The sequence below is a fragment of the Bacillus sp. KNSH39 genome (genome assembly GCF_052656585.1).
This window is the reverse complement of record NZ_JBQXYO010000001.1, coordinates 1,452,184-1,477,982: the sequence shown is the minus strand read 5'-3', so window position 1 is coordinate 1,477,982 and position 25,799 is coordinate 1,452,184. Positions and strand designations below refer to the sequence as shown.

29 protein-coding genes, 1 pseudogene and 1 riboswitch are annotated in these 25,799 nt (G+C 35.4%); of the genes and pseudogenes, 22 read left to right on the top strand and 8 right to left on the bottom strand.

All coding sequences use genetic code 11. The annotated features are described in order from the left end of the window. Positions 1–20: 20 nt before the first annotated feature. The 11 genes from lepB (ACUL40_RS07495) to lepB (ACUL40_RS07445) all read left to right on the top strand — a co-directional run bounded on the left by lepB (ACUL40_RS07495) (position 21) and on the right by lepB (ACUL40_RS07445) (position 10,198). Positions 21–572: a signal peptidase I gene (gene lepB, locus ACUL40_RS07495; RefSeq protein ID WP_000662501.1), complete on the top strand. Its 552-nt coding sequence runs from the start codon at positions 21–23 to the stop codon at positions 570–572. Between the two features lie 155 nt (positions 573–727). Further along, complete coding sequence (locus ACUL40_RS07490) at positions 728–1,480, top strand: IclR family transcriptional regulator (protein ID WP_000026361.1); 753 nt, start codon at positions 728–730, stop codon at positions 1,478–1,480. Between the two features lie 14 nt (positions 1,481–1,494). Next, entirely contained in the window at positions 1,495–2,208 is a 714-nt protein-coding gene (pxpB, locus tag ACUL40_RS07485) for a 5-oxoprolinase subunit PxpB (protein ID WP_445422840.1), read from the top strand. Then, positions 2,199–3,188 carry a 5-oxoprolinase subunit C family protein gene (locus tag ACUL40_RS07480; RefSeq protein WP_283746354.1) on the top strand — a complete coding sequence of 330 codons (990 nt, stop codon included), beginning with the start codon at positions 2,199–2,201 and terminating at the stop codon, positions 3,186–3,188. The genes pxpB and ACUL40_RS07480 overlap by 10 nt, the downstream gene beginning before the upstream one ends. A gap of 18 nt (positions 3,189–3,206) precedes the next feature. After that, on the top strand, positions 3,207–3,968 hold the full coding sequence (gene pxpA, locus ACUL40_RS07475; protein ID WP_283746355.1) for a 5-oxoprolinase subunit PxpA: 762 nt from the start codon (positions 3,207–3,209) through the stop codon (positions 3,966–3,968). A gap of 22 nt (positions 3,969–3,990) precedes the next feature. Then, complete coding sequence (locus tag ACUL40_RS07470) at positions 3,991–4,686, top strand: DUF969 domain-containing protein (protein WP_000593392.1); 696 nt, start codon at positions 3,991–3,993, stop codon at positions 4,684–4,686. A gap of 1 nt (position 4,687) precedes the next feature. Continuing rightward, entirely contained in the window at positions 4,688–5,650 is a 963-nt protein-coding gene (locus ACUL40_RS07465; RefSeq protein WP_001021658.1) for a DUF979 domain-containing protein, read from the top strand. 16 nt (positions 5,651–5,666) lie between these two features. Beyond that, positions 5,667–6,314 (top strand): pyroglutamyl-peptidase I, encoded by a 648-nt coding sequence (pcp, locus tag ACUL40_RS07460; RefSeq protein ID WP_000859710.1) that lies wholly within the window; start codon positions 5,667–5,669, stop codon positions 6,312–6,314. A 66-nt stretch (positions 6,315–6,380) separates the two neighbouring features. After that, positions 6,381–7,118, top strand: coding sequence for an NAD-dependent protein deacylase (locus ACUL40_RS07455; RefSeq protein ID WP_074554685.1), 738 nt, complete (start codon positions 6,381–6,383; stop codon positions 7,116–7,118). 323 nt (positions 7,119–7,441) lie between these two features. Next, on the top strand, positions 7,442–9,595 hold the full coding sequence (locus ACUL40_RS07450; protein WP_001249190.1) for a peptidoglycan D,D-transpeptidase FtsI family protein: 2,154 nt from the start codon (positions 7,442–7,444) through the stop codon (positions 9,593–9,595). A gap of 81 nt (positions 9,596–9,676) precedes the next feature. Then, positions 9,677–10,198 carry a signal peptidase I gene (lepB, locus tag ACUL40_RS07445; protein WP_002094069.1) on the top strand — a complete coding sequence of 174 codons (522 nt, stop codon included), beginning with the start codon at positions 9,677–9,679 and terminating at the stop codon, positions 10,196–10,198. Positions 10,199–10,232: 34 nt separating this feature from the next. On the opposite strand, the gene ACUL40_RS07440 is transcribed toward lepB (ACUL40_RS07445), so the two are convergent. Next, positions 10,233–10,856, bottom strand: coding sequence for a cephalosporin hydroxylase family protein (locus tag ACUL40_RS07440; RefSeq protein WP_265736937.1), 624 nt, complete (start codon positions 10,854–10,856; stop codon positions 10,233–10,235). 158 nt (positions 10,857–11,014) lie between these two features. On the opposite strand from ACUL40_RS07440, the gene ACUL40_RS07435 reads away from it, so the two are divergent. Beyond that, entirely contained in the window at positions 11,015–11,539 is a 525-nt protein-coding gene (locus ACUL40_RS07435) for an NUDIX hydrolase (protein ID WP_002182860.1), read from the top strand. Between the two features lie 180 nt (positions 11,540–11,719). Here the strand turns inward: ACUL40_RS07435 and ACUL40_RS07430 are convergent, their stop codons facing one another. Continuing rightward, the gene (locus ACUL40_RS07430) at positions 11,720–12,481 is read right to left on the bottom strand and encodes a class I SAM-dependent methyltransferase (RefSeq protein ID WP_000817573.1); all 762 of its coding nucleotides are present in this window, start codon (positions 12,479–12,481) and stop codon (positions 11,720–11,722) included. Positions 12,482–12,784: 303 nt separating this feature from the next. On the opposite strand from ACUL40_RS07430, the pseudogene ACUL40_RS07425 reads away from it, so the two are divergent. After that, a pseudogene (locus ACUL40_RS07425) lies at positions 12,785–13,066 on the top strand (hypothetical protein). Positions 13,067–13,280: 214 nt separating this feature from the next. After that, positions 13,281–14,261, top strand: coding sequence for a hypothetical protein (locus ACUL40_RS07420; protein WP_000827149.1), 981 nt, complete (start codon positions 13,281–13,283; stop codon positions 14,259–14,261). Between the two features lie 109 nt (positions 14,262–14,370). On the opposite strand, the gene ACUL40_RS07415 is transcribed toward ACUL40_RS07420, so the two are convergent. The 3 genes from ACUL40_RS07415 to ACUL40_RS07405 form a co-directional block, all read right to left on the bottom strand. Beyond that, positions 14,371–15,141: a DNA alkylation repair protein gene (locus ACUL40_RS07415; protein WP_445422841.1), complete on the bottom strand. Its 771-nt coding sequence runs from the start codon at positions 15,139–15,141 to the stop codon at positions 14,371–14,373. Between the two features lie 33 nt (positions 15,142–15,174). Continuing rightward, entirely contained in the window at positions 15,175–15,480 is a 306-nt protein-coding gene (locus tag ACUL40_RS07410) for an iron-sulfur cluster biosynthesis family protein (protein WP_001026167.1), read from the bottom strand. Between the two features lie 113 nt (positions 15,481–15,593). Beyond that, positions 15,594–17,060 carry an amino acid permease gene (locus tag ACUL40_RS07405; protein ID WP_001083397.1) on the bottom strand — a complete coding sequence of 489 codons (1,467 nt, stop codon included), beginning with the start codon at positions 17,058–17,060 and terminating at the stop codon, positions 15,594–15,596. Between the two features lie 112 nt (positions 17,061–17,172). Continuing rightward, a riboswitch (Lysine riboswitch) is annotated at positions 17,173–17,366 on the bottom strand. Between the two features lie 320 nt (positions 17,367–17,686). Here ACUL40_RS07405 and ACUL40_RS07400 point away from each other — a divergent pair. After that, positions 17,687–18,136, top strand: coding sequence for a GNAT family N-acetyltransferase (locus ACUL40_RS07400; protein WP_000764601.1), 450 nt, complete (start codon positions 17,687–17,689; stop codon positions 18,134–18,136). A gap of 36 nt (positions 18,137–18,172) precedes the next feature. Here the strand turns inward: ACUL40_RS07400 and ACUL40_RS07395 are convergent, their stop codons facing one another. Continuing rightward, on the bottom strand, positions 18,173–19,183 hold the full coding sequence (locus ACUL40_RS07395) for a sulfite exporter TauE/SafE family protein (RefSeq protein WP_002024365.1): 1,011 nt from the start codon (positions 19,181–19,183) through the stop codon (positions 18,173–18,175). Between the two features lie 97 nt (positions 19,184–19,280). Between ACUL40_RS07395 and ACUL40_RS07390 the strand changes: the two genes are divergently transcribed. The 7 genes from ACUL40_RS07390 (at position 19,281) to ACUL40_RS07360 (ending at position 23,639) form a co-directional block, all read left to right on the top strand. Further along, positions 19,281–20,078, top strand: a complete 798-nt coding sequence (locus ACUL40_RS07390; RefSeq protein WP_445422842.1) for a VOC family protein — start codon at positions 19,281–19,283, stop codon at positions 20,076–20,078. A gap of 14 nt (positions 20,079–20,092) precedes the next feature. Then, positions 20,093–20,242: a hypothetical protein gene (locus ACUL40_RS07385; protein WP_445422848.1), complete on the top strand. Its 150-nt coding sequence runs from the start codon at positions 20,093–20,095 to the stop codon at positions 20,240–20,242. 13 nt (positions 20,243–20,255) lie between these two features. Beyond that, entirely contained in the window at positions 20,256–20,999 is a 744-nt protein-coding gene (locus tag ACUL40_RS07380) for a metallophosphoesterase family protein (protein ID WP_000357656.1), read from the top strand. 170 nt (positions 21,000–21,169) lie between these two features. Then, on the top strand, positions 21,170–21,838 hold the full coding sequence (locus ACUL40_RS07375; RefSeq protein WP_001080563.1) for a uridine kinase: 669 nt from the start codon (positions 21,170–21,172) through the stop codon (positions 21,836–21,838). 27 nt (positions 21,839–21,865) lie between these two features. Further along, entirely contained in the window at positions 21,866–22,327 is a 462-nt protein-coding gene (locus ACUL40_RS07370) for a hypothetical protein (protein WP_000490271.1), read from the top strand. A 92-nt stretch (positions 22,328–22,419) separates the two neighbouring features. After that, the gene (locus ACUL40_RS07365; protein WP_000141231.1) at positions 22,420–23,244 is read left to right on the top strand and encodes a DUF2785 domain-containing protein; all 825 of its coding nucleotides are present in this window, start codon (positions 22,420–22,422) and stop codon (positions 23,242–23,244) included. An 80-nt stretch (positions 23,245–23,324) separates the two neighbouring features. Further along, positions 23,325–23,639, top strand: a complete 315-nt coding sequence (locus ACUL40_RS07360; protein ID WP_000358176.1) for a DUF3892 domain-containing protein — start codon at positions 23,325–23,327, stop codon at positions 23,637–23,639. Between the two features lie 86 nt (positions 23,640–23,725). On the opposite strand, the gene ACUL40_RS07355 is transcribed toward ACUL40_RS07360, so the two are convergent. Beyond that, the gene (locus tag ACUL40_RS07355; RefSeq protein ID WP_000708762.1) at positions 23,726–24,166 is read right to left on the bottom strand and encodes a YaiI/YqxD family protein; all 441 of its coding nucleotides are present in this window, start codon (positions 24,164–24,166) and stop codon (positions 23,726–23,728) included. 81 nt (positions 24,167–24,247) lie between these two features. Next, entirely contained in the window at positions 24,248–25,690 is a 1,443-nt protein-coding gene (pdxR, locus tag ACUL40_RS07350) for a MocR-like pyridoxine biosynthesis transcription factor PdxR (protein WP_000454914.1), read from the bottom strand. Between the last annotated feature and the right edge of the window lie 109 nt (positions 25,691–25,799).

Here is a 25,799-nt window from a genome sequence, read left to right as displayed (position 1 = left end):
CTTAAGAAAGAGGAGAAACGATGAAGGAAAATACGAAGAAAGAATTATTCTCTTGGGCTAAAACGATAGGTTTTACCCTTGTATTAATTGCTATTATTCGCGGTGTTTTATTTACACCTTCTTTAGTACAAGGTGAATCAATGATGCCCACTTTAAAAAATAACGAAAGAGTTCTCGTGAATAAGATTGGTTATAGTATAAGTGGATTAGATCGCTTTGATATTATCGTCTTCCACGGGAAAGAAGGATACGATTTAGTAAAACGAGTAATTGGTTTGCCAGGCGATACAGTTGAGTATAAAAATGATGTTTTATATGTAAACGGAAAAGCGATGGAAGAACCATATTTAAAACAGTTTAAAGAAAAAGCAGTAGGCCGTGTATTAACTCCAGACTTTACGTTAGAACAAATCACTGGGAAAACGAAAGTGCCAGAAGGCCAAGTATTTGTTTTAGGGGATAATCGTGAAGTTTCTAAGGATGGTCGCATGTTTGGCTTTATTTCAGAAGATGAAATTGTCGGAAAAGGACAAGCTGTTTTCTGGCCGTTGGAACAAGTAAGAGCGTTATAAAGTGTGGTGAAGTATGGGAGAGATATTCTTCCATACTTTTTTATTTGCTTAAAATCTATTGATTGAATTGAAAGAATATTTTATAATTTTAAATTATATGTTTGTTTCGAAAAACGGAATTTAAGTTCCGTAATTCGGAACGAAAGGGAGATAGAATGAGTATAAATAAAACGGCAGTTAAGACAATGGATATTTTAGAGTTGTTTTATGAGCATGAAGAGCTAAGTTTAACTGAGATGGTTCAGCTTACAAATATGCCGAAGACATCTGTTTATCGTTTAATTGGTTCGTTGGAAGAGATGGAGTTTTTACAAAAAAACGAAAAGGGGAAATATCGTTTAGGGGTCGTATTTTTACGGTTCGGTCAACTTGTTTCACACCGATTATCAGTAAGAAATATAGCAATTCCTTATATGAAAGAACTTAGAGATAGTTTAGGACAGGCAGTTAATTTAATAATTCAGGATGGAAATGACGCAATTTATGTTGAAAAAATGGAAGGTGTTCAGCCGGTACGCGTGTATACGGCGGTTGGAAGAAGAGCACCGCTTTATGCTGGCGCATGTCCAAGAATTTTACTATCGTATTTCTCTGAGGAAGAGAAACGGAGATACATAGAGGAAGTGGATTTAAAACAGTTTGCAGATGGAACAATCGTGGATAAGAAACAATTGTTAGAAGTGTTGCAAATGGCAAAAAAGGAAGGCTACACCATTAGTTATTCTGAGTTAGAAAATCATACAGCCGCGATAGCAGCACCCATTTTCGCGAGCGATGGAACGGTTGTAGCAGGCATTAGTATTTCGGGATTAGCAATTGAGTACAACGAAAGTAACATTTCATATTTTATTGCGAAGGTGAAAGAAACAGCGCATCGCATTTCGAAAGAACTCGGCTTTTTGGCATAGAAAGAGGGAGTAGGATGAAATTTTCTGCGTTAGGGGATCAAGCAATTATTGTTACATTTGGTGAAGAAATTAAGAGGGATATATATGAGAAAGTACAGCGGTTATTTCAAGCACTGCAGCAACATCCGTTTGCAGGAATGATAGAGTGCGTTCCGTCGTTTACTTCATTAGCTGTTTACTACAATGTATACGAAGTATGGAAGGGAAATGAGAGAAGTGAAAGGTCACATGATTACGTTCGCCAGTATATAAAGGAGCTGTGTGATTCTTATAAAGAAGAAGTAAAACAGGATGTGAAACATATTTCTATACCAGTGTGCTACGGGGGAGAATATGGACCTGATTTAGAAGAAGTCGCGCATTATCACGGTTTACAAGTAGAAGATGTGATTCGAATACATAGTGAAACTACATATTTTGTATATATGCTAGGTTTTACACCAGGGTTCCCGTATTTAGGAGGACTTTCAAAAGAATTAGAAACACCTAGAAAAGAAACACCACGGTTACAAATCTCTCCTGGTTCAGTAGGTATTGGCGGAAATCAAACAGGTATATATCCGCTTGAAACACCAGGAGGATGGAATATTATCGGCCGAACTCCTATTTCATTATTTAATCTGGAAGAAGAAATACCAACATATATTCAAAGTGGTATGTATTTACGATTTATTCCAATAACGAAGGAAGAGTACGTATCGCTTGAGGGGGCTAAAAAATGGATGTAGAGGTTTTGCATGCGGGAATGTTTACAACAGTCCAAGATTTAGGGCGATCTCATTATCAACAATACGGTGTGCCAGTTGGCGGGGTGATGGATCAAAGTGCACTTCGGATGATCAATATGTTAGTTGGTAATGAAGAGAATGAAGCGGGACTCGAAATGACGATTATGGGACCTAAATTGTTAATAAAGAAAACGACTTTACTTGCGATTGGCGGAGCAGATATGGAACCGTTATTGAATGGAGAACGTATCCCGTTATGGCGTCCCATTTTAGCGGAAGAAGGTAGTATGCTTTGTTTTGGAAAAGTGAAAAGTGGTTGCAGAGCGTATGTAACTTTTGCGGGTGGTATACATATTGAGCGTACAATGGGAAGCAAAAGTACGTACATACGTGCTACGATTGGCGGTATAGAAGGAAGAATGCTGAAAAAGGGTGACTACTTCCAAATTGGTGCACAACCAGAAATGGCGAATCGTTTCATACAAGACTTACAAAAAGATGAGCGTATAAAAACGAAATGGGCAATTAGCAACAGTGTACTACCAAAGTATAAGAAACATCCTAAGCTTCGTGTCATAGCTGACTTTGAATACGATCAATTTACAGAAGAAAGTAGAAAGGCATTTTTTACGAAAGAGTATAAGGTATCTAATTATGCTGACCGTATGGGCTATAGGGTTGAGGGAGAAGTTTTAAATAGGATTGAAGAAAAAGAGATTTTATCGAGTCCTGTTACATTTGGAACCATTCAAGTTCCTAATGGTGGACAGCCGATTATATTAATGGCAGATAGGCAAACGACAGGTGGCTATCCGAGAATGGGAAATATCATTTCAGTAGATTTACCTCTTCTTGCCCAGCTAAAGCCGGGGGACTATGTTTCTTTTGAGAAAATTACGCTTGAAGAAGCGGAACAATTGTACATAGAACAAGAAGTAAATAGGAATCTATTAAAGAAATTCATCGCTTTACGAAGCTAAAATTAGGAGGAATACATTATGACTACAATCGATTTAAACTGTGATTTAGGAGAAAGTTTTGGCGCTTATAAAATGGGGAATGATGATGAAATTCTTCCGTTCGTTTCCTCTATAAACGTTGCTTGCGGTTTTCATGCGGGTGATCCGTCTATTATGCGTCAAACTGTTGAAAAAGCTTTGGAGCATAACGTAGCAGTAGGGGCGCATCCTGGATTTCCTGATTTAATTGGATTTGGTAGAAGAAACATGAATGTTTCAGCAAGTGAAGTATACGATTATGTTTTATATCAAACAGGCGCATTAGACGCATTTGTGAAAGCGGCAGGCGGGAAAATGCAGCATGTAAAGCCGCACGGTGCCTTATATAATATGGCGGCGTCTAATCCGGAAATTGCAGATGCAATTGCAAAGGCAATTTATCATATAAATCCAAGTCTATTACTTTATGGATTAGCAAATAGCAAGGTGTTTATACAGGCTGCAGAAAAATACAAAGTAACTCTCGTACAAGAGGCTTTTGCGGATCGTACATATAAGCAAGATGGTACATTAACGAGCCGTACAGAAGAAAATGCGCTTATAAAAGATGAAGACGAAGCGATAAAGCAAGTACTTCAAATGGTGAAAGAAGGCTATGTAAATTCGGTGAATGGTGAGAAAGTAGCAGTTCAGGCGCAGACGATTTGTTTACACGGTGATGGGGAAAAAGCAGTACAATTTGCAGGAAGAATATACAGAACATTCAAACTCAATGGTATTTCTATTTGTGCACCGAAATAAAAAATAGGGGGAAGTGCTAGAAATGATTAAATTAATCGGAATACTACTTGTTGCAGTGGGCTTTTTATTTAGATTAAATACACTTTTAGTAGTTATGGTTGCAGGTATTGTTACTGGTATGGTTTCAGGATTAAGTTTTTATGATGTGATCAGCATGTTCGGTAAATTTTTCATAGAAAATAGATATATGTCTATGCCAATTATATTAACTTTACCGGTAATCGGAATTTTAGAGCGTTACGGTTTAAAAGAAAGAGCAGAAGCACTTATAACGAAATCAAAAGGAGCAACAACTGGAAGAGTATTAATGTCATATTTTACGATAAGAGAATCATCAGCAGCACTAGGGCTTAATATTGGTGGGCATGCGCAAACAGTAAGGCCGCTCGTTGCACCGATGGCAGAAGGGGCCGCGCAAGGTAAATACGGTAAACTTCCTGAAAAATTAAGAGAAAAGATTAAAGCAAACGCAGCAGCTGCTGAAAATACAGCTTGGTTTTTCGGAGAAGATATTTTCATCGCAACTGGAGCTATTTTATTAATGAAAGGATTCTTCGATTCAGTAGGTATGCATGTCGGAGTATGGGATATGGCACTTTGGGGCATTCCGACAGCAATATCTGCACTTATTGTAAGCTGGATTAGATTTAGAAGGTTTGATAAATATATAGAGAAAACAATGAAGGCAGAAGGAAAAGAAGAGAAGGAGGCAATTTAATATGAACATCATCACAATGGATACAATCTATTATGTATTAGGGATAATCGTTGCTTTTATCGCTGTTCGTATCGCATTCGATCGTGAACATCCAAACAGATTCGGTTCTAGTTTATTTTGGGCATTGTTTGCAGTTACATTTTTATTTGGAAATGTAATTCCTTCGTTTTACGTTGGCTGTATCGTGCTCGCTATGGTCGTTTTAGCCTCGCTAAATAAAGTAACAAAATCAGAGGAAAAAGAAGTTCCAGTACAAGAACGTGTGAAACATGCTGAGAAATTAAAAAATAAAATTTTTATGCCTGCACTATTAATTCCTATTTTTACAATTATCGGTACGTTGACCTTAGGGAAAATTAAATGGGGAAATGTCTCTCTTGTTGATCCAGATAAAGTAACATTAGTTGCACTAGCGCTTGGTGCATTACTCGCATTTGTTGCGGCGATGCGTATTACAAAATCAAAAATAACAACACCTGTACAAGAAGGAAGCAGACTATTACAAGCTGTTGGCTGGGCTGTAATTTTACCACAAATGTTAGCAGCACTTGGCGGTATATTCGCGAAGTCTGGCGTTGGACAAGTTGTTTCAGACTTAGTCGGACAAGTGCTACCGACAGAGTATCCGTTCGTTGCCGTTATGGCGTACTGTTTAGGCATGATGCTATTTACAGTCGTAATGGGAAATGCATTCGCAGCGTTTGCTGTTATTACTGGCGGAATTGGCTTACCTTTAATAGTTCAAATGCACGGCGGAAACCCAGCAATTATGGCAGCACTCGGTATGTTTGCTGGATATTGCGGAACGCTGCTTACTCCAATGGCAGCAAACTTTAATATCGTACCTGCGATGCTTTTAGAGCTAAAGGATAAAAATGCGGTTATTAAAGCGCAAGTACCAATTGCTCTTTCAATTTTTATCATAAATATGTTTATTATGTACGGCCTAGTATATCGTTTCTAATTAGGAGGATAAAACTATGAAAACAGTATTATTAACAGGGTTTGATCCGTTCGGCGGAGAAAATATCAATCCAGCTTGGGAAGTAGCAAAAGGTTTGCATGAAAAAACAATTGGAGAATACAAGATAATAAGCAAACAAGTACCAACTGTATTTCATAAATCAATAAGCGTATTAAAAGAGTATATAGAAGAACTAGCGCCGGAAATTATTATATGCATTGGACAAGCTGGGGGCAGACCAGATATTACGATAGAACGTGTCGCAATTAATATTGATGATGCAAGAATTGCTGATAATGAAGGCAATCAGCCGGTAGATGTACCAGTTGTAGAAGAAGGAGTGATTGCATATTGGTCTACACTTCCGATGAAAGCAATCGTGAAAAAACTTCGCGAAGAGGGTATACCGTCATCTGTTTCACAGACGGCAGGCACATTCGTTTGTAATCACTTATTCTATGGACTTATGCATGAACTAGAGAAACATGATAAGAAAATAAAAGGCGGATTCATTCATATTCCGTTTTTACCAGAACAAGCGAGTAATTATCCAGGGCAACCGAGTATGTCACTTTCTACTATTCGTAAGGGGATAGAATTGGCAATCGAAGTAACGACGACAGTTAAGGTAGATATTGTAGAGGTTGGGGGCGCAACGCATTAAGTAAAATGAATTGTACAACACCTCCTGTAAACAACTGGTATAATAAGAATAGGAAAATACATAGAGGTGATTTTTGTGCAACAATTTGAAGAAGTACGTTCAATTTTAGAAAAAGCGAAGAAAATTACAGTATTAACAGGCGCTGGTGCAAGTACGGAAAGTGGTATTCCAGATTTTCGTTCAGCAAATGGATTGTATGCTGATGCGAATGTGGAGATGTACTTATCAAGAGGGTACTATAACCGAAGTCCGAAAGAATTTTGGAAGCATTATAAAGAAATCTTTCAAATTAATACGTTCCATCAATATAAACCAAATCGTGGCCATCGCTTTTTAGCTGAGCTAGAAGAACAAGGGAAAGATATTACGATTTTAACGCAAAATATTGACGGTTTACATCAATTAGGTGGCAGTAAGCATGTCATTGATTTACATGGAACACTTCAAACAGCACATTGTCCAAAATGTAAATCAGGCTATGATTTACAGTATATGATTGATCATGAAGTACCGCGTTGTGAGAAGTGTAATTTTATTTTAAATCCAGATGTTGTTTTATACGGAGATACATTGCCGCAATATCAAAATGCGATGAAACGTTTATATGAAACAGGTGTACTTCTCGTTATGGGAACGTCATTAAAAGTACAACCTGTCGCTTCATTCCCGGAAATCGCAAAGAGGGAAGTAGGAGCAACAACTATTTTAGTAAATGAAGAGTTAACAGGACAGGAATATAACTTTGATTTTGTTTTTCAAAATAAGATTGGTGAGTTTGTTGAAGGGTTATCTTCAATGAAATAAGTTATCGAAAAAACTGAGGTATCTGCCTCAGTTTTTTATTTGAGTAATCACTGTTTTAAGCCATATGAAAACATTTTGATAACGTAGTAACAACATCTCTATAATTTATAAAAATCAATTTGCCGCATTTTTCTTTTAGAATAATATTCATGTTATTGTGCATTAAGGGAATGGTAATAAATAGGATGTAAAAACAAAAAACTGAAAATTAAATCTTTTATTTCTTTTATAATTAATATAAAATTCTATATATATCATATAAATAAATTTGATACATAATGATTTTGCGTAGAAATGTTAATAGAATGAAGCGAGGGAGCGAAATGAGACAGAAAAAGGAGCAGAAAAAACAATCGAAAAAGAAAAAGACTCATATTCCATTTCGGTTAAATGTACTATTTTTTATTGTCTTTCTTTTATTTTCAGCTATTATAATTCAATTAGGTAAAGTACAAATCATTGATGGAGAAACGTATAGAAATGAAGTAAACAAAAAGGAAGATGTAACGGTAAGCACTCCCGTTCCTAGAGGGAAAATGTTTGATCGGCAAGGTCACGTTATTGTAAATAATAAACCATTGCGAACCGTTACATATACGAAAATGAGAGGAGTAGACTCGAAAGAAGTTTTACAAGTAGCAAGAGATTTAGCTAAGCTAATTGAAATGTCGCAAGAGGACATGGATAAGTTAACAGAGACAGATAAGAAAGATTTTTGGATGCAGTTAAATGAAAAGCGGGCAGCAGCGAAAGTAACGAAAGAAGATGAGAGTAAATTTAGAAAGCAAGAAATAGAAGGAAAAGAGTTAGATAAAAAAGTAGAAGAACTGCGCCGGGAAAGAATTACACAAGAAGAATTAAATGAGCTTTCAAAGGAAGATATAGAAGTATTAGTAATTAAAAGCAAAATGAATGCGGGATATAAAATGACGCCGCAAATCGTTAAAAAAGATGTAAGTCAAAATGAATATGCTGTCGTTAGTGAAAGGTTGGCAAGCTTACCAGGGGTAGATACGACAGTAGATTGGGAACGTGAATACCCAAATGATAAAATACTGCGCTCTATACTAGGTAGCGTTTCTAATGAAAATGAAGGATTGCCAAGAGAACAATTAGATTATTATTTAGTTCGTGATTATAATCGAAACGACCGTATTGGTAAAAGTTACATTGAAAAACAATATGAAGATGCACTACATGGAACGAAGGAACAGTCTAAAAATATTATGGATAAAGCAGGGAAGATTGTTCGAACAGAAAAAGTGACTGAAGGAAAAAGTGGAAATAACTTGATGTTAACAGTCGATATGGATTTACAGAAAAGAGTAGAGGGCAGCCTTGAAAAGAATTTACGAGCCTTTCATGCTGCAGAGCCGATGATGGATCGTGCGTTCGTAGTAATGATGAATCCGAAAAACGGTCAAATTTTATCAATGGCAGGAAAGAAAATTGTAAATAAAGATGGCGGGATGCAAATAGAAGATTATGCATTAGGAACGATGACAAGTTCTTATGAGTTAGGGTCAACTGTAAAAGGGGCTACTTTATTAACTGGATATCAAACAGAAGCGATTAAGCCGTATACACATTTCTTTGATGCGCCAATGTATTTTAAAGGAAGTTCTAAGCCGAAGAAATCGTGGAAAGAATTTGGAGATATTGATGATTTAAGAGCTTTGCAAGTGTCATCGAACGTTTATATGTTTAATACAGCTTTAAAAATGGCAGGCATTAATTATGTCCCAAACAATCCATTGGACATTAAACAAGAAACATTTAATAAAATGCGCTACTATTTTAGACAATTTGGCCTAGGTGTGTCGACTGGTATTGACCTGCCAAATGAATCAATCGGTCAAATAGGTAGAACTGATAACATACCCGGATTTTTACTTGATTACGCGATTGGACAGTATGATACATATACGCCGCTTCAGCTTGCGCAATATATTTCAACCATTGCAAATGGCGGTTACCGAATGAAACCACAAATTGTACAAGAAGTTAGAGAGCAACCGAATAGACCAGAGGATGTAGGAAAAGTCGTTCGGTCGATTGAACCAGTTGTATTAAATAGAGTGGATATGGACACTTCGTACATTAATCATGTAAAAGAAGGATTTAGAAGAGTTTTTCAAGAAGCTGACGGAACAGGTACCGGAACGTTTAAAGGTCTACCATATAAACCAGCGGGAAAAACAGGAACAGCTGAGACAGTATATGGTGGAGAAAGTGATATTGGAAGAGATGAGAACAACAACCGAAAAAAATGTTATAATTTAACTCTTGCCGGTTATGCACCATATGATGCTGATCCGGAAGTAGCTTTTTCAGTTGTTGTACCATGGGTGAATGATGATAAATCAGGAATTAATTCTGCGATTGGTAAAGAGATTTTGGATGCGTATTTTGAATTAAAAACAAATAGATCAAATGCAAATTCAATTCCAGTAGAACAACCGAACAAGGCACAGTAAAAATAGTATCACTGCATGGAAACATATTGTGCAGTGATATATTTTTTGAGTTAAAAAGCGCTTTATAAGGTGGGAATGGATATGAAAAAGGAGATTAAGAGAGGCTGGGGAAAGTACATACTATTTATATTGGTGATAGTCATAGGCTACCATTCTTTTACTTTATGTAAGGTGGAAGGGGAATCGATGCAGCCGACTTTATATGAAGAAGACTACGTATTTGTAAATAAAGCGGTAGTACGTCTTTCTAATTTACAACACGGAGAAATTGTCATTATAAAAGAAGAGGATGAATCGAAATATTATGTGAAACGTGTAATAGGGCTTCCTGGTGATGTAATTAACATAACGAACGGAAAGGTATATGTGAACGATAAAAAGCAAGAAGAACCATATACAAACAAAGATTTATTTAACAACACACAAGTGTTTTATAATTTTCAAAAGACAAAAATTCCGCCAAATAAGTTATTTGTAATGGGAGATAACCGCGAAGTAAGTAGAGATAGTCGAAATGGCTTAGGATATATTGAAGAAGATAACATAATAGGCAAGGTGGAATTTGTATATTATCCTTTTTCAAAAATGAAAATGATAGAATAAGTGGGGGATGAGCAAAACCCCACTTATTAAAGTTTCACTTTATTTTCTTTAAAAAACCTTTTGGATTAAATGATATGAAAAATTTATGTTTAGACTCGTCGATTATGAAGTTATTATTTTTAGTTAAAAACTCATCCACAGCTTCCATCGGGCCAGGACCCCAATCGGGAAGAAGCGGATTTCCATTAATGGAGGTATCTTCTACAATCATATAACTGCCAGTAGTGACGATAGATTTATATAGTAATAGTTCTTTGGAGACATGTTCTTTACTATGATCAGAATCTAAAATAACTAAAACCACATCATCAGGTTTGCGCATGCTTACAATTGTTTGGATGGCCTGCACAGAAACAGAAGATGCTGTTAAATACGTAATCCGATTATGTGATGGCCGATTTGGCTGCGGAGTTATATCGATAGTAAGTACGTGACCTTTTCCAATTAAATCTAACATAGAAGCTAAATACAGTGCACTACCACCGTGAAAAGTCCCGCATTCAATAATTAAATCGGGCTTTAATTCATAAATAATTTCTTGATACAAAAAGAGATCAGAGGGAAGTTTACAGATTGGAACCCCGAACCAGTGTGTATCGTTTAACCACACGAGGCTGTTGTAATATTGGTTTAGAAATTCATTGCTTATATTATCGATTTTAAATTCTCCTTTCTAAAAAGGATTCTCTCGTTTGACGTAAAGTGTTTACGCATGAAAGTTGTACTATATATTATGTAGTAAGGAATTGTAAGGCGAGTGTTTTTACTTGAAAATAAGCCAAATAACTCATGTGGAAAATGAAAGGAAATGATCGTATGTACAAATACACAATTTGTTTTATTAGAAAAAGCGATAAAATACTGCTATTAAATAGAAATAAAAAGCCGAATATGGGGATGTGGAATGGTGTTGGAGGAAAAATAGAAGAGAATGAAACGCCATACGAAGGAATAATTAGAGAAACGTTTGAGGAAACGGGTATAGAACTTTCAAGTGTAACGTATAAAGGGACTGTTGTTTTTAAAGGTAAAGATGAGCCCCAGGCTAGTGAAGGAATGTATGTGTTCGTTGCTGATTTTCCAGATGGAATGCAAATGAATACACCATTACGTACGGCTGAAGGATTATTAGAATGGAAAGAAATTGATTGGATATTAGATGGTGATAATAGAGGTGTAGTTAGCAACTTACCAAAATACTTACCGACAGTAATAACAGAAGAAAATAAGTTAAAACATATATTCACGTACGATAACCGGAATATTATTAATTACACAACTGCATGTTTGACAGAAGATGATGCGAACAAGCGATATGAAAAACAACTCATTTCTCAATAGAAGAGGATAGTGAAAAATCACGTTTTGTTCTCATTATATATACGAAGTGATTATATGTTTCAGAAATACAATTTATTGGTCAGAATTGTAATATGTATGATATAACTTTTCTTATGGTGAAAGCGTAGAGAACATACGTAAACGGAACAAAAAAGAGGTGGCTTTGCCGCCTCCTTTTTGTTAGCTGTGAATCGCCTTAATCATAAATCGATGTTGCTTCACATCAAAATATCCTTTTTGTAAGATAATTTCATGTATACGATATAACTCCTCATAATACCTTTCGATAGTAAAATCAGGAATTTGCCACGGAATCGCTTTTAAATAGTAGACGATAGCGCCAATATCATAAAAGCGTTGGAAAGGGAATTCTTCCTTTGCTTCTAAAATAGTAAATCCAGTTTCCTCTAACTCACTACATGCTGCTTCAAGTGACCAACTTGCAAATTCGTTATTTAGCGGTGCGTTAAATTGCTCATTAAGTTCCACACAATCGAGACCACCAACTTGTTGTGTAAGGAAAATCCCATTTTGAGAAAGGATTCTTTTTACTTCAGAAGCAGCATATGATTCATGTTGGTTTAGGATTAGATTAAACTGACCATCTTGAAATGGCAATGCAGTATCATCGTTCACCTCTACAACAGTAACCCCTAAAGGCTCTAATTTCTTTCGAGCAATTGGCACGTTTGGAGCGTAGCCCTCAGTAGCATAAATAGTTGACGGGAACGGTTGTAACATAGATAAAAACTCTCCGCCGCCAGTTCCCATATCTAGCATTGATTTAGCGCGTTGCATAAGCTGGAAAGCAGTACTGCCGTACGACCATGATAAAGGCTCGCTCTTCATTCGGCCCGTTTCTGAAATGAAAGAAAAATCCCAACCGCTAAAATGTGTATTTGCACTTTCTAATAAAGTTAAAAATAATGGATCACGTTTCATAATTATGTCCTCCTATTTTTCAATGAATGATATGATGAGAACGGAGAACGGGAGGACCTCTCATGAAAGAGAAGCGGTTTTACGTTTCGTGTTCGAATAGATTCATATAAATTTGCTCCTTGTGAGAATAGCAATTTATATATTCGGGATAATCGAGTGGGAATCCTTTGAGGGTATAAAAGAAGGTAGTTGTTTAATGAAAAAATAAATTGAGTTATCTATTTTTATAGTGTAATTGTTCATTCATACGCATAAAAAATTATTCTCTCCATAAAATAGTAAAATTATATTGAAGGTTGAATTATGAAAAAATTTAGTGTATTTTCAATAATCTTGATGACTTTTGGACTATTATTATTTGGATTAAATAGGATAATAGATAGCTATTCTGAGCCTATTATCCTATTAGGGTATATTTCTTTTTAAATTGGAATGGTTCTAAGTTTTATAGCAATTGCTAGACATGAAGATGGAAGAGTAAAATTCATATCACTTATCTTTTTCTTTGTTGTCCTGTTTTTCATTACTTGGTTTGAGCCGGTTCAGGTACTACGAATTATTACTTGGCTAAAAAATATCTATTAAAATCTGAATTATTGGCAAAAATGGGAAACCTTAAATTTAGGTTTCTTTTTATTATATTCGATTATCAATAGTAAAACTTATTAGAGCCATTAATAAAAGAAATAGATATATAAACCGAGTGTAAAAATATTTTAATTCTTTGAAAACATTCAGCGATTTAGTATTCTTTATATATGGAATATTTTGTTTATGCGAAAAGAGGGCAAGGTGCTATATGAAAAGAATGAAAAATGTAATGTTACTATTGTTATGTTTCTTATGTTTAAGTGGGTGTAATTATAAAGATGACGATCAGGTGAAAAAATATGTGAAAAAAAAGCACGGAATTGATGTGATTGTAACACATTGGGGTGCTATAAACGAAGGGAATATGGGGCATACATATCATACTGTTCAAGCAAAAAATAACAAAAATATTCAATTTAGAGTAGAGGTAGATGGCTTCTTATATTCAAGAATAAAAGGTGATGAATATCAATACGGAAAAAAAACATATGAGGAATATAAGAAATTTAAACCAATGCTAGAAGAAATTAAAAAATTAGGTTACGTGGAACCTGAAAATAAAAATGTTTTTCAATATATAGTGGATGATGATATAGAGGAGAAACCAACGGATACGTTATTATTAACTTTAAAAACGAGTGACAAGATTGATTACAGTCAATTTGAATCAAAAGAATTAGATCGTTTATATGCTCTAATCCAATTCATTCAGAAGAGTAATAGAAAGATAACAACACTTGAAATTGAGGATTATAATGGTGAATCTATAGGCTTGCCTTTTCAAAATGTGCAAAAAGCTATAACGAAAGAAGAACTGCTTTTAACAATGAAAAACACAGTAAGCGGTTATTGGACATATTTGGTTCAAACTGAAACAAAAGTAGGCGTAAGGTTAAATGAAATTCAAAATGATCGTTTTGAAATTGAGGATATTACTTGTCCACACCCGAAAGACGGCAATTGTCTAGAGTATGAATTGACATTAGTTTTCAATGACAGTGAGATAAAATATAGAAATGATCCATATGTAATAGATGATTTGAGAAAGGTAGTCACTATTCTTAAAGAAGAACTATATAATAAGGAATTTAACATATATTTAAGGAACAAGGATGGAACAAGTTATTCACTCTGGCTATCATCCGAAAAAATTAAGGAAAGTAATAACATAGAAGAGTTAGTAAAATAATGATATAAAGAAGAAATTTAAAGTACTTTTTACGTTTGTTATTTCTGTATTCAAAAGGAAAACCGCTTATACTTCATTTTTGAAGCATAAGCGGTTTTGTTTAAAATACTCAAAAACAAAAATCTTTTGGTAAAGTACCATTTTTAATCACCGTTCGTAACCCATGTTTTATAATCCAAGGATTAATAGGATGCTGTTTATCACGTAATTGCTGTAACCACTGAAAAACGAGTTCTTTATCTTCTTTCGTAATATCGTTAATATGATTGGCTACAGATTTTTGAACATATTTAGAAGAGTCATTCATTAATGGTTCAAGAAGCTGTAAATTGTACTGAAAATCACCTTTTAGAGCTCCTATTTTTTTAGCCCAAGGAAGCCTTGGTCTTGTACCTTCAGAAACTAATCTCCTAATGTGGCTGTTTTCGTCATGAATCCACTGTTGTAATATGTTTAGTGTATCTTCATGGTATGTTTCAAGAAAGGGCCGAATGGCATATTCAGCAGTATTCCTTTTCGTTATTTCATACATTGCATTAAACGAGATTTTAAAATCGTTAAGCCCATATTTTTCAACGTATTTTGCAACAGGCATGTACATATATCCATTTGTAAATGTGCCTACTTCTGTTGTATTTTCTGGTCCTAATGTTTTCAGTAATATATGTATTGCGGCATTAAAATCTTTTTGTAAAGCATTGTGTAATTCATCTGCAATTACTTCAATACGCTGTTTTAACTCTAAATTTTCAACTTTACAAGCTACAGAATCTACAAAGATGCTTTTAGAGAAACAAGGATCGTGTTTACAAATAGAATCAGCTATTTTTTCTGCTAATTCTTCATTAAATAAAAATTTTAACGGAACATATTTACCCATTTTTTCACCTCGGTGGTCAAAGGAAAACAATTTTTATTTTTTAATCGACAATCCATAAACCAAAGTCTCACTCGGAGTCGTAATACTAAAACCTGTCGTCTTATAATCAAGTTTCACCGTATCACCAGTGTAGTCTTTCGTGAATGAATCCATTTGTACGATAAGCTCTGCATCTTCATATACAACATCATCTGCGTTATATGTATCCCAAATTAAATCGACATCAACGAAAATACTACAAGAGTTCGTCATTGTTCCTCTAATGCGAACGATCTTTTTATCTTCAAGTTCTAATCTATGTATAGCTGCTTTTGCTTCATCAGTAATGCGAATGTTCATTGTATCCCAACCTTTATTTATATTTCCTTTATTATTGCAAAAACAGGAGCAATAGGGAAGTAAAGAGGTTTGCAACAAAAAACGAGCAAACAAATTTGTTTGCTCGTTTCACTTTATTTTAGTTCACATTTATCAAGTGGAATCACTTTTGTTTTTTTCGTAAATTTATAACCTAACCATAGTACTAAGAAGAGTGGTAAACCGATGTAAGAAACGAGTACACCGTTCCAGTCGATTGACTCACCCATAAATGCCCCGTAGTTTTGTCCTAAAATTACGATGATACAAAGTGTAAATGCAAAGATTGGACCGAAGGGGAACCATTTTGCTCTATATGGTAAGTCATTTAAATCTTTTCCTTGTGCGATATACGCTTTACGGAAACGGTAATGACTAATTGCAATGCCGACCCAAGCGATAAAGCCAGACATTCCTGATGCATTTAATAACCAAATGTATACAACACCGTCACCGAATAAAGAAGCAATGAAAGCAATACTACCGACAATCGATGTTACGATTAATGCGTTAACAGGTACACCGCGGCTATCTAATTTACCAAGAAACTTTGGTGCCTTCCCTTGGCGAGCTAAATCCCAAAGCATACGAGTTGATGCATACATACCAGAGTTACCAGCAGATAGTACTGCCGTTAAAATAACAGCGTTCATAACAGAAGCAGCAAAGGCAACGCCCGCTTTTTCAAAAATAAGTGTAAACGGACTTACTGTAACATCACTTGCAGCAAGGCTTTCAGTTGTATAAGGAATTAATAAACCGATAACGAGAATTGCAAGGATATAGAATAAAAGAATACGCCAAAAGATTGAACGAATCGCTTTCGGAATATTACGCTCTGGATCAGAAGTTTCACCAGCAGCTACTCCTAATAGTTCAGTACCTTGGAATGAGAAACCAGCTGCCATAAACACACCGATAATTGCCATGATACCGCCGTTAAATGGTGCATCTGCAACAGTGAAGTTTTTAAATCCAACCGTTTCACCGCCCATAATTCCAAAAATCATCATGAAACCAACAATTAAAAAGATAATAATCGTAACTACTTTAATAAGTGCGAACCAATATTCAGATTCACCAAACCCTTTAACAGATAAATAGTTTAAAAGGAAAATAATAGCTAAACATAATCCGCTCCAAATAAGAGAAGGGGTATCTGGGAACCAAAATTTCATAATTAATGTTACGGCTGCAAGTTCAGCAGCAATCGTAATTGCCCAGTTATACCAATAGTTCCATCCAAGTGCAAAGCCAAGTGATGGATCAACAAATTTTGTTGCATACGTACTAAAAGATCCAGTAACAGGCATGTAAGCTGCAAGTTCAGCTAAGCTTGTCATTAAAAAATAAACCATAATTCCAATTGCGGCGTATGCAATTAATGCGCCACCAGGTCCAGCTGTATGGATGACACCACCACTGGCAAGAAATAGTCCGGTACCAATTGTACCACCGAGAGAAATCATCGTAAGGTGACGAGATTTTAATCCGCGTTTTAATTCACCTTGTCCTTGTGTAGTTTGCGTTTTAGAGGTAGATTGATTTGTTGCGCTATTCATGTTCAACACTCCTTTTCTTGTAGGTTAGGAAGGAGCGGGGGAGAAAAATACAAAAAACCGCCAAAGGAATTTGGCGGAACGTTTCACAAATAACCACCCCATCATACCCTTCCGTTAAGATAGCACCCCACGTTTACACGGTAATTTTGTAAACGTGACAGTTCTGTTCCTTTCGGAGACAGCCCCAGCTCATATTTCCAGAGAAGAAATATAAACTTCGGCAACTTTTCCTTTCAAACGGAGTCAGCTGACATTCTCTGTGTCTCGTCCGTTTTACTATTAAAAGTCGCAACCTCTACCTCATCGGATTGATGAGGATTTATATATTGCTAAGATTTTTAATATATGGCAATTGTAATGACTTTCTGAATATATTGCAAGATATTTTGTTAGGAAAAGTCAAAAAATATCGGTTATTGTATAGGAAACGCTTGCAAAACTCCACCCGAACCTACTATTATGTAGCAATAAGCAAAGAAAAAATTGTTATACAAATGTTTCGCAAAAAATATTGAAAAACCCTCTAAATTAAAAGAAAATTCAGAAAAATATAATTCGACATTCATAATAAAGTCATATTATTTGTTATAATTAGAGTAACGTTTAAGCAAAAAGGGGAAATCAAAATGAAATTAGAAACAGAAAGGCTCTATATAGTGCCGTGTACAGAAGAGAGGATTCAAGTCGCTAACGAGCAAGGATATAATAGCGGTCCGCATATTGTAGGGCATGTAGAGAATGTGAAACAAGATGAGGCTTTATTACCATGGGGGGCGTGGTATGTTCTTCGAAAAGAAGATGATAGCGTTTTAGGTGATATTGGGTTTAAAGGGAAACCAAACGAGAATCAAACAGTAGAAATTGGCTATGGATTCATTGAGAAATATTGGAATCAGGGCTATGCAACAGAAGCTGTAAAAGAACTAATCGATTGGGCTTTCAAAACAGGTGAGGTAGAAACAATAATTGCAGAGACACTTCTAGATAATTATAGTTCGATGCGTGTTTTAGAAAAGTTACATATGAAGAGAGTAAATGCTACAGAAATGATGATTAATTGGAAAATAGAAAAATAAAAAATACCGCTCTAAATTGAGCGGTATTTTTTATAGTTATGGTAGCATTTGCTTCTGATCATTCGGATACTCAGCCGTTGACGTATTAGGACGATTGGAATGATTACGAACAGCAATGAAAATAGAAATAATAACGACAAGACCAACTGCAACGTAAGAAAGTGAAATAATAGTTGGATCCACTTTAAATGTAGTAAGCAGTGTACGAATGTTTGTAAAGATAATAAGACCACCAACTAATACGCCAAGTAAATGAGAAGGAACGATGCGAACTAGCCATGCCGCGATTGGTGCCGCTACGATACCACCGAGCATGAGAGAAAATACCCAAACCCAGCTTACTTGTTCCCAGCCAAGTGAGATGAAGAAGCCGATTGTTGCAGCGAGTGAAACAGGAAATTCACTCGTATCTACAGATCCAATAACTTTTCTAGCTTCATTTCCTCTTGCTAGAAGAACAGGTGTCGTAATCGGCCCCCAACCACCGCCACCAGTTGAATCAACGAATCCAGCGAATAAACCAAGCGGCACAAGTTGTTTTGCAGACATACGCTTATTTGAAGTGACAATTTGTTTTTGAATGATGAATCGTAATAAAATATAAACCCCTAAAGTAAATAAAAATACGGAAATGTACGGTTTGATTACATCTCCAGGCAAATTACTTAAAAAACATGCCCCAACAAATGCGCCGATTGCCCCAGGTAATGTAAGCCTGGAAACTGTATATTTATCAACGTTTCCAAATTTGATATGAGATGCGCCAGAAGCTGCAGTTGTAACGACTTCAGCTAAATGAACCGATGCGGAAGCTACAGCCGGTGCAATACCAAACATTAATAATAGTGAAGTAGACGTTACCCCATACGCCATTCCGAGTGCTCCATCGATCAGTTGAGCGAAAAATCCAATAATAGCAAAGACAATTAATTTCTGCATAAATAATCCCCCTGTAATAATAAATGAAAAAGACACTTTTCCCGTATGAGAAAAGTGCCTTTGGTTTTTCCAATCAGCAATAATTAAATTTGTTTCATTATAATACATATTAATCGTATAAATCAACTAGGTTTTAAAGTTTTTGAATTGAATGAAAGAAAAATAAAATATACAATAAAAGGATGGAGAGAAAGGGGAGAAAGACATGTTACGATTTGATCATCTTGTTCACGCAGTTCATGGTACACCGGAGGAAGCGGCAAAACAAATGCAGGAACTTGGATTTCATACTGTATTAGGCGGAGAGCATACGAATTGGGGTACTTGGAATAGTTTAAGTTATTTTGATTTATCATATATAGAATTTTTAGCAGTTCAATATGAAGAAAAAGCGAAAGAAGCAGAAAATCCATTAGTACAAGAAACAGTGGTGAAACTACAAAATGGAGAAGGAATGCTACAAATCGCGATCCGAACAGATGCAATTGAGGAGCTAGCAGTTAACTTTAATAAGTACGGCTTACATACGATAGGGCCATTTGAAGGGAAACGCATGAGAAAAGATGGCCGACTTTTAGAATGGAAAATGTTATTCGTTAAGCAAGAAGAGAACGGACCGAAATTACCTTTCTTTATACAGTGGAATGAAACGGACGAAGAAAGAAGAAACGATTTACGTAACAGTGGGATGATCACTGAACATAAAAACAAAGTGCAACAAATTGAAACGATTCATTACGCAGTAAAAAACGTTCGAGAAACAGTACGGAAATGGAAAAAAGTAATGGGACTATCTACAAGCTCAGTTGTGAAAAATGAAAAATGGAACGCGGAGTGTCAAAGTGTATCGTTTGGTGACATTCAAGTACAGTTTTGTGAACCGGTTGGAGAAGGTCTAGTACAAGAATACATAAAGAATCATGGCGAATATCCATTTGCAGTGGAATTTAAAGGGGAAAATAAACGAGAGCATGAAGTGTTAGGTAGTTTGTACATATATTGATAGAGGTGAACGCTTTGGAAGAAATACTTAGAGAGATAGAGAGAAAACTAGAATGGCCTCGTATTGTAAAGTGTACAGCTATTTCAAACGGAATTTTAGAAGATCATAATCAATTTTCATCCTATATTCCAAAATGGTATCAATCAAGCGAATTTAATAAATAAAGGAGTAATTTATATGGATAAAATAGCAGTAATTTCAGATATTCACGGTAATATTCAAGCATTAGAATCCGTGTTGAATGATATTAAATTAAGAGGAATCGAGCGCATTATTTGCCTTGGAGATTTAGTAGGAAAAGGACCTCATTCCAGTGAAGCAATTGAAATCATTCGTAAAGAATGTGAAGTAGTCGTAATGGGAAACTGGGATGATTTTATTACAAAGCCGACTGAATTTGAAGCATTAAAATGGCATCAAAAACAATTATCGGAAGAACAAAATGATTATTTAAGAAGTTTACCATTTTCAATCGAATTTTTTATGAGTGGAAAACTCATTCGTATGTTTCACGCTTCACCGAGAAGTTTATATGAAAGAATTCAACCACACGCTTCAAGAGAAGAACGTATTAGTATGTTCGAAAATAGTGATCTGACAGAAAATATAGAAGGAGAAAGAAAACCAGATGTCGTTTGTTACGGCGATGTTCACCAAGCGTTCGTTCAAAATTTCAGAGGGAAAACGTTATGTAATGCCGGTAGCGTAGGAAACCCACTTGAAATAACGCAAGCTTCCTATTTAATATTTGAAGGAACATATAATGAAAAAGAAGCGGCGAGCTTTTCTATTCAACTTGTACGAGTACCGTATGATATTGAATTAGCTATCAGATTAGCAGAAGAACTCGAAATGCCAGAAATTGAAGAGTATAAGCAAGAGTTACGGACGGCCTTATATCGGGGGTTTAAGGGGAAGTAAGCTAATAATATATCAACGATTTTTCAAATATATCTATCATAACTTAAAATATATCAACGATTTTTTCGATATATCAACGATTCGACAAAGGATATCGATTTACCGACAAATAGTGACATGAATTGTTACTTATAATTATATTATGTAAATTAATTATAAAGGGAGATATCATGAACCGAAAACAACGAATCAAAGAAATTGCAGATCATATTGTAAAGCTAAACTTAACCTATCCAACAAGAGTTGGAGTAAGTGGTATTACAGCATCAGGAAAAACAACATTTGCAAACGAACTAGCGGAAGAAATAAAAAAACGAGGATTACCAGTAACACGCGCAAGCATTGATGATTTTCATAATCCAAGAGTGATTCGCTATGCAAAAGGAAAAGAATCTGCAAGAGGGTATTATGAAGATGCACACGATTATACAGCTTTCAAAGAAAGATTATTAATGCCTTTAGGACCTAACGGGAATTTACAGTATGAAACGATTTCTCATAACTTAATAACGGATATGTCTGTACATAATGAGCCGCTATTGGCCACGCAAAATATGATATTAATAGTAGATGGAACGTTTCTATTGAAAAAAGACGTTGCGTATTTATTTGATTACAAAATCTTTGTAGATACAAATTTTGAGATTGCGAGAAAACGTGGTGCTAAGCGAGAAACTGAAGCTTTTGGAAGTTATGAAGAAGCAGAGAAGATGTTTTTGAACAGATATCATGCGGCCTGTAAGTTGTATATAGATGAGCATAATCCGAAAGAACTTGCAGATGTTTTATTTGAAAATAGTAAATTTGATGATCCAGTAGTTCTATTTAAAAGACATTAATACAGTTTATATAGGGGGAATGAACATTTGTTTAGATGGTTTCAAAAAAATAATAAAGTGAATGAAGAGAAGGATGGACAATATTTAGAAATCAAAAATGAACAGATAAATGAACAGTTAAAACAAAAAATAATGGAACTAGAGAGTATAAGTGAAGACATTTGCAGTAAGTATCAAAAAATATATGAAGAACGTTTTGCGCAAAATGGTAAATTAAATTTGAAGCTGTCAATTAAAAGAGATATAGACGGTGATGAATTAGAAGAACTAACATCTAAGAATTGTTTAGAGTATGAATATAGATCAGAAATTAATTTTGAATATGATGCTTCAAAATCATGGGAAGTCTGTACTATTTCGCTTTGGTATTATTACCAAGGATATCGAAAAAGTAGTAGCATAGGAACACTTTATAGCGGAACGATTAATGAATTAGAAGAAGAAGTTAAAGCAACATTGGAAGAACTGTTACATAGTGAAGATAATTAATGATTCCATTTTATATTGCGTTAAGAATGGGTTTAATTTTATGATACTAATAGGGAATAATTTAGGAAGAGAAATTTAAAGGGGATAAAAAAATGACAGAAGTACTCGAACTAAAAGAAGAACTACTACAAATTAAAAATAACAATTATGCTGTACCAGAAGACGTAGATGCATATCCATATGCTCAATGGATGCTAGATTATATCGGATCACCTGATGCTGAATTACGTGATGATTTAATTTATAGTACGCTTCACACATGGATTACAAATGATGTATTTAGACAAAAAGAGTTAAGAGGATTAATGTTACAAGCAATTAGTCCTGATTATTTATTTTATAAAATTGGTGAAAAGGGAACAGACTCTGTATTTAAACGTGCATTCTCCGTATTAATTCCACCACTTATTTTATCTGTTCATGAAAGAGAACCGTTGTTATCGGAAGAACAATTGTACAGTGTGGCAGAACAAGTGTTGGAATATGTATATTTAGAAGAAGATGTAAGGGGCTACGTAGAAGGAAAAGGCTGGGCACACTCTACTGCACATGCAGCAGATGCGCTTGATGCTTTAGCGCGTACAATCCAAAATCGTGAGTTCTCATATGCAATACTAGCTGCCGTTCGTCAGAAGGTACGCTTACATGACTATGTATACATTCACTTTGAGGATGAGAGATTAGTAGCACCAATTATGTCGTTACGTAACCAAAATCTTTTAACTGAAGAAGAGTGGAGCAACTGGTTACATAGTATAGCAATTGTTGAAGACATCCCGCATCCTCAATATGATATTTTAGTACAAAATATTAGAGCTTTCTTAAGAAGTTTATATTTTAGAGTTTTAGAGACAGAGGGTAGCACAGCCTTTACAGATGATATATTGGAGACTTTGAAAGGGTTGCGTAGGTATTAAAAATACGTTTTTCTAAGAGAAAAGTACATAAAACCACTACCTCCCAACCATACTAATAAAATGTGTTGGAGGTGAGTTTTATGGACAAAAAAGACTTTGAAAAGGTGTATAATGATTATTTACATCAAGGAGAAGAGCAAGCTCAATTTGAAGTAGGCCATGAAGTCAATACAGGAGCAGAACAAATTGTTGCTGTTCGTAAAAATGATGATGGAGATTTAATAGCGTTTAAAACAAGTAGCGGGAGAGAGTTAGATTATATGACTGCTCTTAATGAAGCAAAATCAGGGAAGTTAGCTCATGTGGACGTATTTCATAAGTATGGCAGAGATATTATACGTAGTGAACCGGATGGAATAAAAGAAAATAACTTAGATAATTTACCTTCATTTTAAACGGGTAAACCTCAAGAAGAGAATGTTCATTACGATATTCTCTTCTTTGTTTTGCGAAGTTTTCCTAGCAAATAGACGATTCATTTTTAAAGTGAGATCATACTTTTAAAGAGTGCTCTAAATTTCTCTTTATCTTCTGCTGTAAATGGTTTCGGTCCTTTTGTACGTTTACCACTTTTTCGAACCATTGCACTTAAATATCGTGTTTGTAACAATTGTTCAATGTTATCATTCGTATACTTATAGCCTTTATGGTGTAGAACGATACAGCCTTTTGCTAAAGCGAGCGAAGCAAGACCGTAATCTTGTGTTACGATTAAATCTTCTTTTTTTGCTAACTGCATAATTCGGTAATCAGCAGCATCTGCTCCGGAATCAACATATATTGTTTCCACACCTTTTGGTTGTTCCGCATTAGAATAATGAGAAAAGCTAGTAACGAGGGTTACAGGGATTTCTGCATTCGTAGCTTCAAAAATAATTACATCTTTTACAGGACAAGCATCTGCATCAACGTAAATTTTCATTTTTATCACTCCTATAACTAGGTTCGTGTTGATAATAATGGTAGATTTTTCTTTTGTCAAACGAGAAAGCTTTATCTCACGTTATTTTTCACAAACCAAAATAGCCTCCCGCAAACGAGAAATACCTTCCTCAATTTGATTAATATTCACTTTTCCATAAGATAAACGTATATAACCATCTTTTGCGCCGAAAATACTACCTGGCATAAAAGCAATTTCTTGTTTTAAACTTTGCATAATAAGTTGCTTTTCGTTTATCGGTTCTTTTAATTTTCCCCATATGTATATTCCACCGGTCGGATTTGAAAAAGAGATTTTATCATGAAGTTGCTCGTTTAGAGCGTGGACGATAACGTCTCTTTTTTCTGCTAGTTGTTTTCGTAACGGTACGATATGCGACTGAAATGGTACAGTTTCAAAAAATTGTTGCATAAGCCACTGCGGGAAAATACTCATTCCTAATTCCATTTGGTGCCTTGCGTCGGATAACCTTTCTACTACAGACTGCGGGGCAACGAGCCAACCAACTCGTAAGCCTGGTGCAATCATTTTTGATAAAGAATGTACATAAATGACAGTTCCATTTTCATCAATTGATTTCAAAGTAGGGCAAGGTTGTTTCTTTTCTAGCGTAAGTAAACTAGACGGATCATCTTCCACAATCGCAATTCGTAAGTCTGCACAAAGTGATAATAGTTTTTTTCTACGGTTTGGATGAAGCATCGTCCCCGTAGGGTTTTGGAAATTTGGATTTAAAAAAATCATTTTAATGCGGTGCTTTCTATATAACTCCTGTACATCATCTGGGTTAATGCCGTGTTCATCAACAGGTAATGGGAAAATACGAATACCTGCTGATTGGAATAGAGGCAGGGAATAACAGTGTGAAGGACTTTCGAAAGCAACAGCATCACCTGGATTTAATAAACATTGCACGATAAGGTGAAGTGCTTGCTGTGCGCCAGATGTAATCATAATGGATTGTTCAGTCGCCTCAACTTTTAAATATTCCTTCATATATTTTACGACCGCTTGTCTTAGCGGGAGATAGCCTTGCGGATGATCGTAACTTAATGAATGCGTTAACGGTTGTTCACGTAAAATCGCTTGTAGTTGATCGTGGGGATAAAGATTACAACCGAGCTCTCCGTTTGCAAAATCAATAATATTTTCATTTTGTTGTACTTCTGCCCGAATATGGCGGAGTAGTGGTAAGTTTGGTAAAAAAGTACCACCTTCTACGAAATTTCTCCAGTTGGGTGTTAATGTTGGAGAAACACCCCACATATGTGTACTCACGCGTGTTCCTTTACCAGTCGTACTCTCTACAATTCCCATAGCACGTAGTTCATTATAAGCAGTCGTTACTGTACTTCTGTTTACATTTAACTGCGTAGCTAATTTCCGTTCTGAAGGGAGGAAGCTTCCTGGAGGAAGTTCTCCATATGTAATACGTTTTTCAATAAAGTCAACAACTTGCTGATAAATAGGGATTTTACTGTCACTATCTAGTTTCCATTCCATAAAAAACGCCTCCGTATCTCTTATATACATCAAGTATAGCAAATTGGCTGGGTAAAAAAACAGCCAATTGGACGGTGTTATATCCAGCCAATTTTACTATGCTAAATAG

Bases quoted from the DNA above. Each gene is read 5' to 3' on its own strand.
- lepB (WP_000662501.1), top strand. From the start codon at position 21: ATGAAGGAAAATACGAAGAAAGAATTATTCTCTTGGGCTAAAACGATA.
- ACUL40_RS07490 (WP_000026361.1), top strand. From the start codon at position 728: ATGAGTATAAATAAAACGGCAGTTAAGACAATGGATATTTTAGAGTTG.
- pxpB (WP_445422840.1), top strand. From the start codon at position 1,495: ATGAAATTTTCTGCGTTAGGGGATCAAGCAATTATTGTTACATTTGGT.
- ACUL40_RS07480 (WP_283746354.1), top strand. From the start codon at position 2,199: ATGGATGTAGAGGTTTTGCATGCGGGAATGTTTACAACAGTCCAAGAT.
- pxpA (WP_283746355.1), top strand. From the start codon at position 3,207: ATGACTACAATCGATTTAAACTGTGATTTAGGAGAAAGTTTTGGCGCT.
- ACUL40_RS07470 (WP_000593392.1), top strand. From the start codon at position 3,991: ATGATTAAATTAATCGGAATACTACTTGTTGCAGTGGGCTTTTTATTT.
- ACUL40_RS07465 (WP_001021658.1), top strand. From the start codon at position 4,688: ATGAACATCATCACAATGGATACAATCTATTATGTATTAGGGATAATC.
- pcp (WP_000859710.1), top strand. From the start codon at position 5,667: ATGAAAACAGTATTATTAACAGGGTTTGATCCGTTCGGCGGAGAAAAT.
- ACUL40_RS07450 (WP_001249190.1), top strand. From the start codon at position 7,442: ATGAGACAGAAAAAGGAGCAGAAAAAACAATCGAAAAAGAAAAAGACT.
- lepB (WP_002094069.1), top strand. From the start codon at position 9,677: ATGAAAAAGGAGATTAAGAGAGGCTGGGGAAAGTACATACTATTTATA.
- ACUL40_RS07435 (WP_002182860.1), top strand. From the start codon at position 11,015: ATGTACAAATACACAATTTGTTTTATTAGAAAAAGCGATAAAATACTG.
- ACUL40_RS07430 (WP_000817573.1), bottom strand. From the start codon at position 12,481: ATGAAACGTGATCCATTATTTTTAACTTTATTAGAAAGTGCAAATACA.
- ACUL40_RS07420 (WP_000827149.1), top strand. From the start codon at position 13,281: ATGAAAAGAATGAAAAATGTAATGTTACTATTGTTATGTTTCTTATGT.
- ACUL40_RS07415 (WP_445422841.1), bottom strand. From the start codon at position 15,141: ATGGGTAAATATGTTCCGTTAAAATTTTTATTTAATGAAGAATTAGCA.
- ACUL40_RS07410 (WP_001026167.1), bottom strand. From the start codon at position 15,480: ATGAACATTCGCATTACTGATGAAGCAAAAGCAGCTATACATAGATTA.
- ACUL40_RS07405 (WP_001083397.1), bottom strand. From the start codon at position 17,060: ATGAATAGCGCAACAAATCAATCTACCTCTAAAACGCAAACTACACAA.
- ACUL40_RS07400 (WP_000764601.1), top strand. From the start codon at position 17,687: ATGAAATTAGAAACAGAAAGGCTCTATATAGTGCCGTGTACAGAAGAG.
- ACUL40_RS07395 (WP_002024365.1), bottom strand. From the start codon at position 19,183: ATGTATTATAATGAAACAAATTTAATTATTGCTGATTGGAAAAACCAA.
- ACUL40_RS07390 (WP_445422842.1), top strand. From the start codon at position 19,281: ATGTTACGATTTGATCATCTTGTTCACGCAGTTCATGGTACACCGGAG.
- ACUL40_RS07380 (WP_000357656.1), top strand. From the start codon at position 20,256: ATGGATAAAATAGCAGTAATTTCAGATATTCACGGTAATATTCAAGCA.
- ACUL40_RS07375 (WP_001080563.1), top strand. From the start codon at position 21,170: ATGAACCGAAAACAACGAATCAAAGAAATTGCAGATCATATTGTAAAG.
- ACUL40_RS07365 (WP_000141231.1), top strand. From the start codon at position 22,420: ATGACAGAAGTACTCGAACTAAAAGAAGAACTACTACAAATTAAAAAT.
- ACUL40_RS07360 (WP_000358176.1), top strand. From the start codon at position 23,325: ATGGACAAAAAAGACTTTGAAAAGGTGTATAATGATTATTTACATCAA.
- ACUL40_RS07355 (WP_000708762.1), bottom strand. From the start codon at position 24,166: ATGAAAATTTACGTTGATGCAGATGCTTGTCCTGTAAAAGATGTAATT.
- pdxR (WP_000454914.1), bottom strand. From the start codon at position 25,690: ATGGAATGGAAACTAGATAGTGACAGTAAAATCCCTATTTATCAGCAA.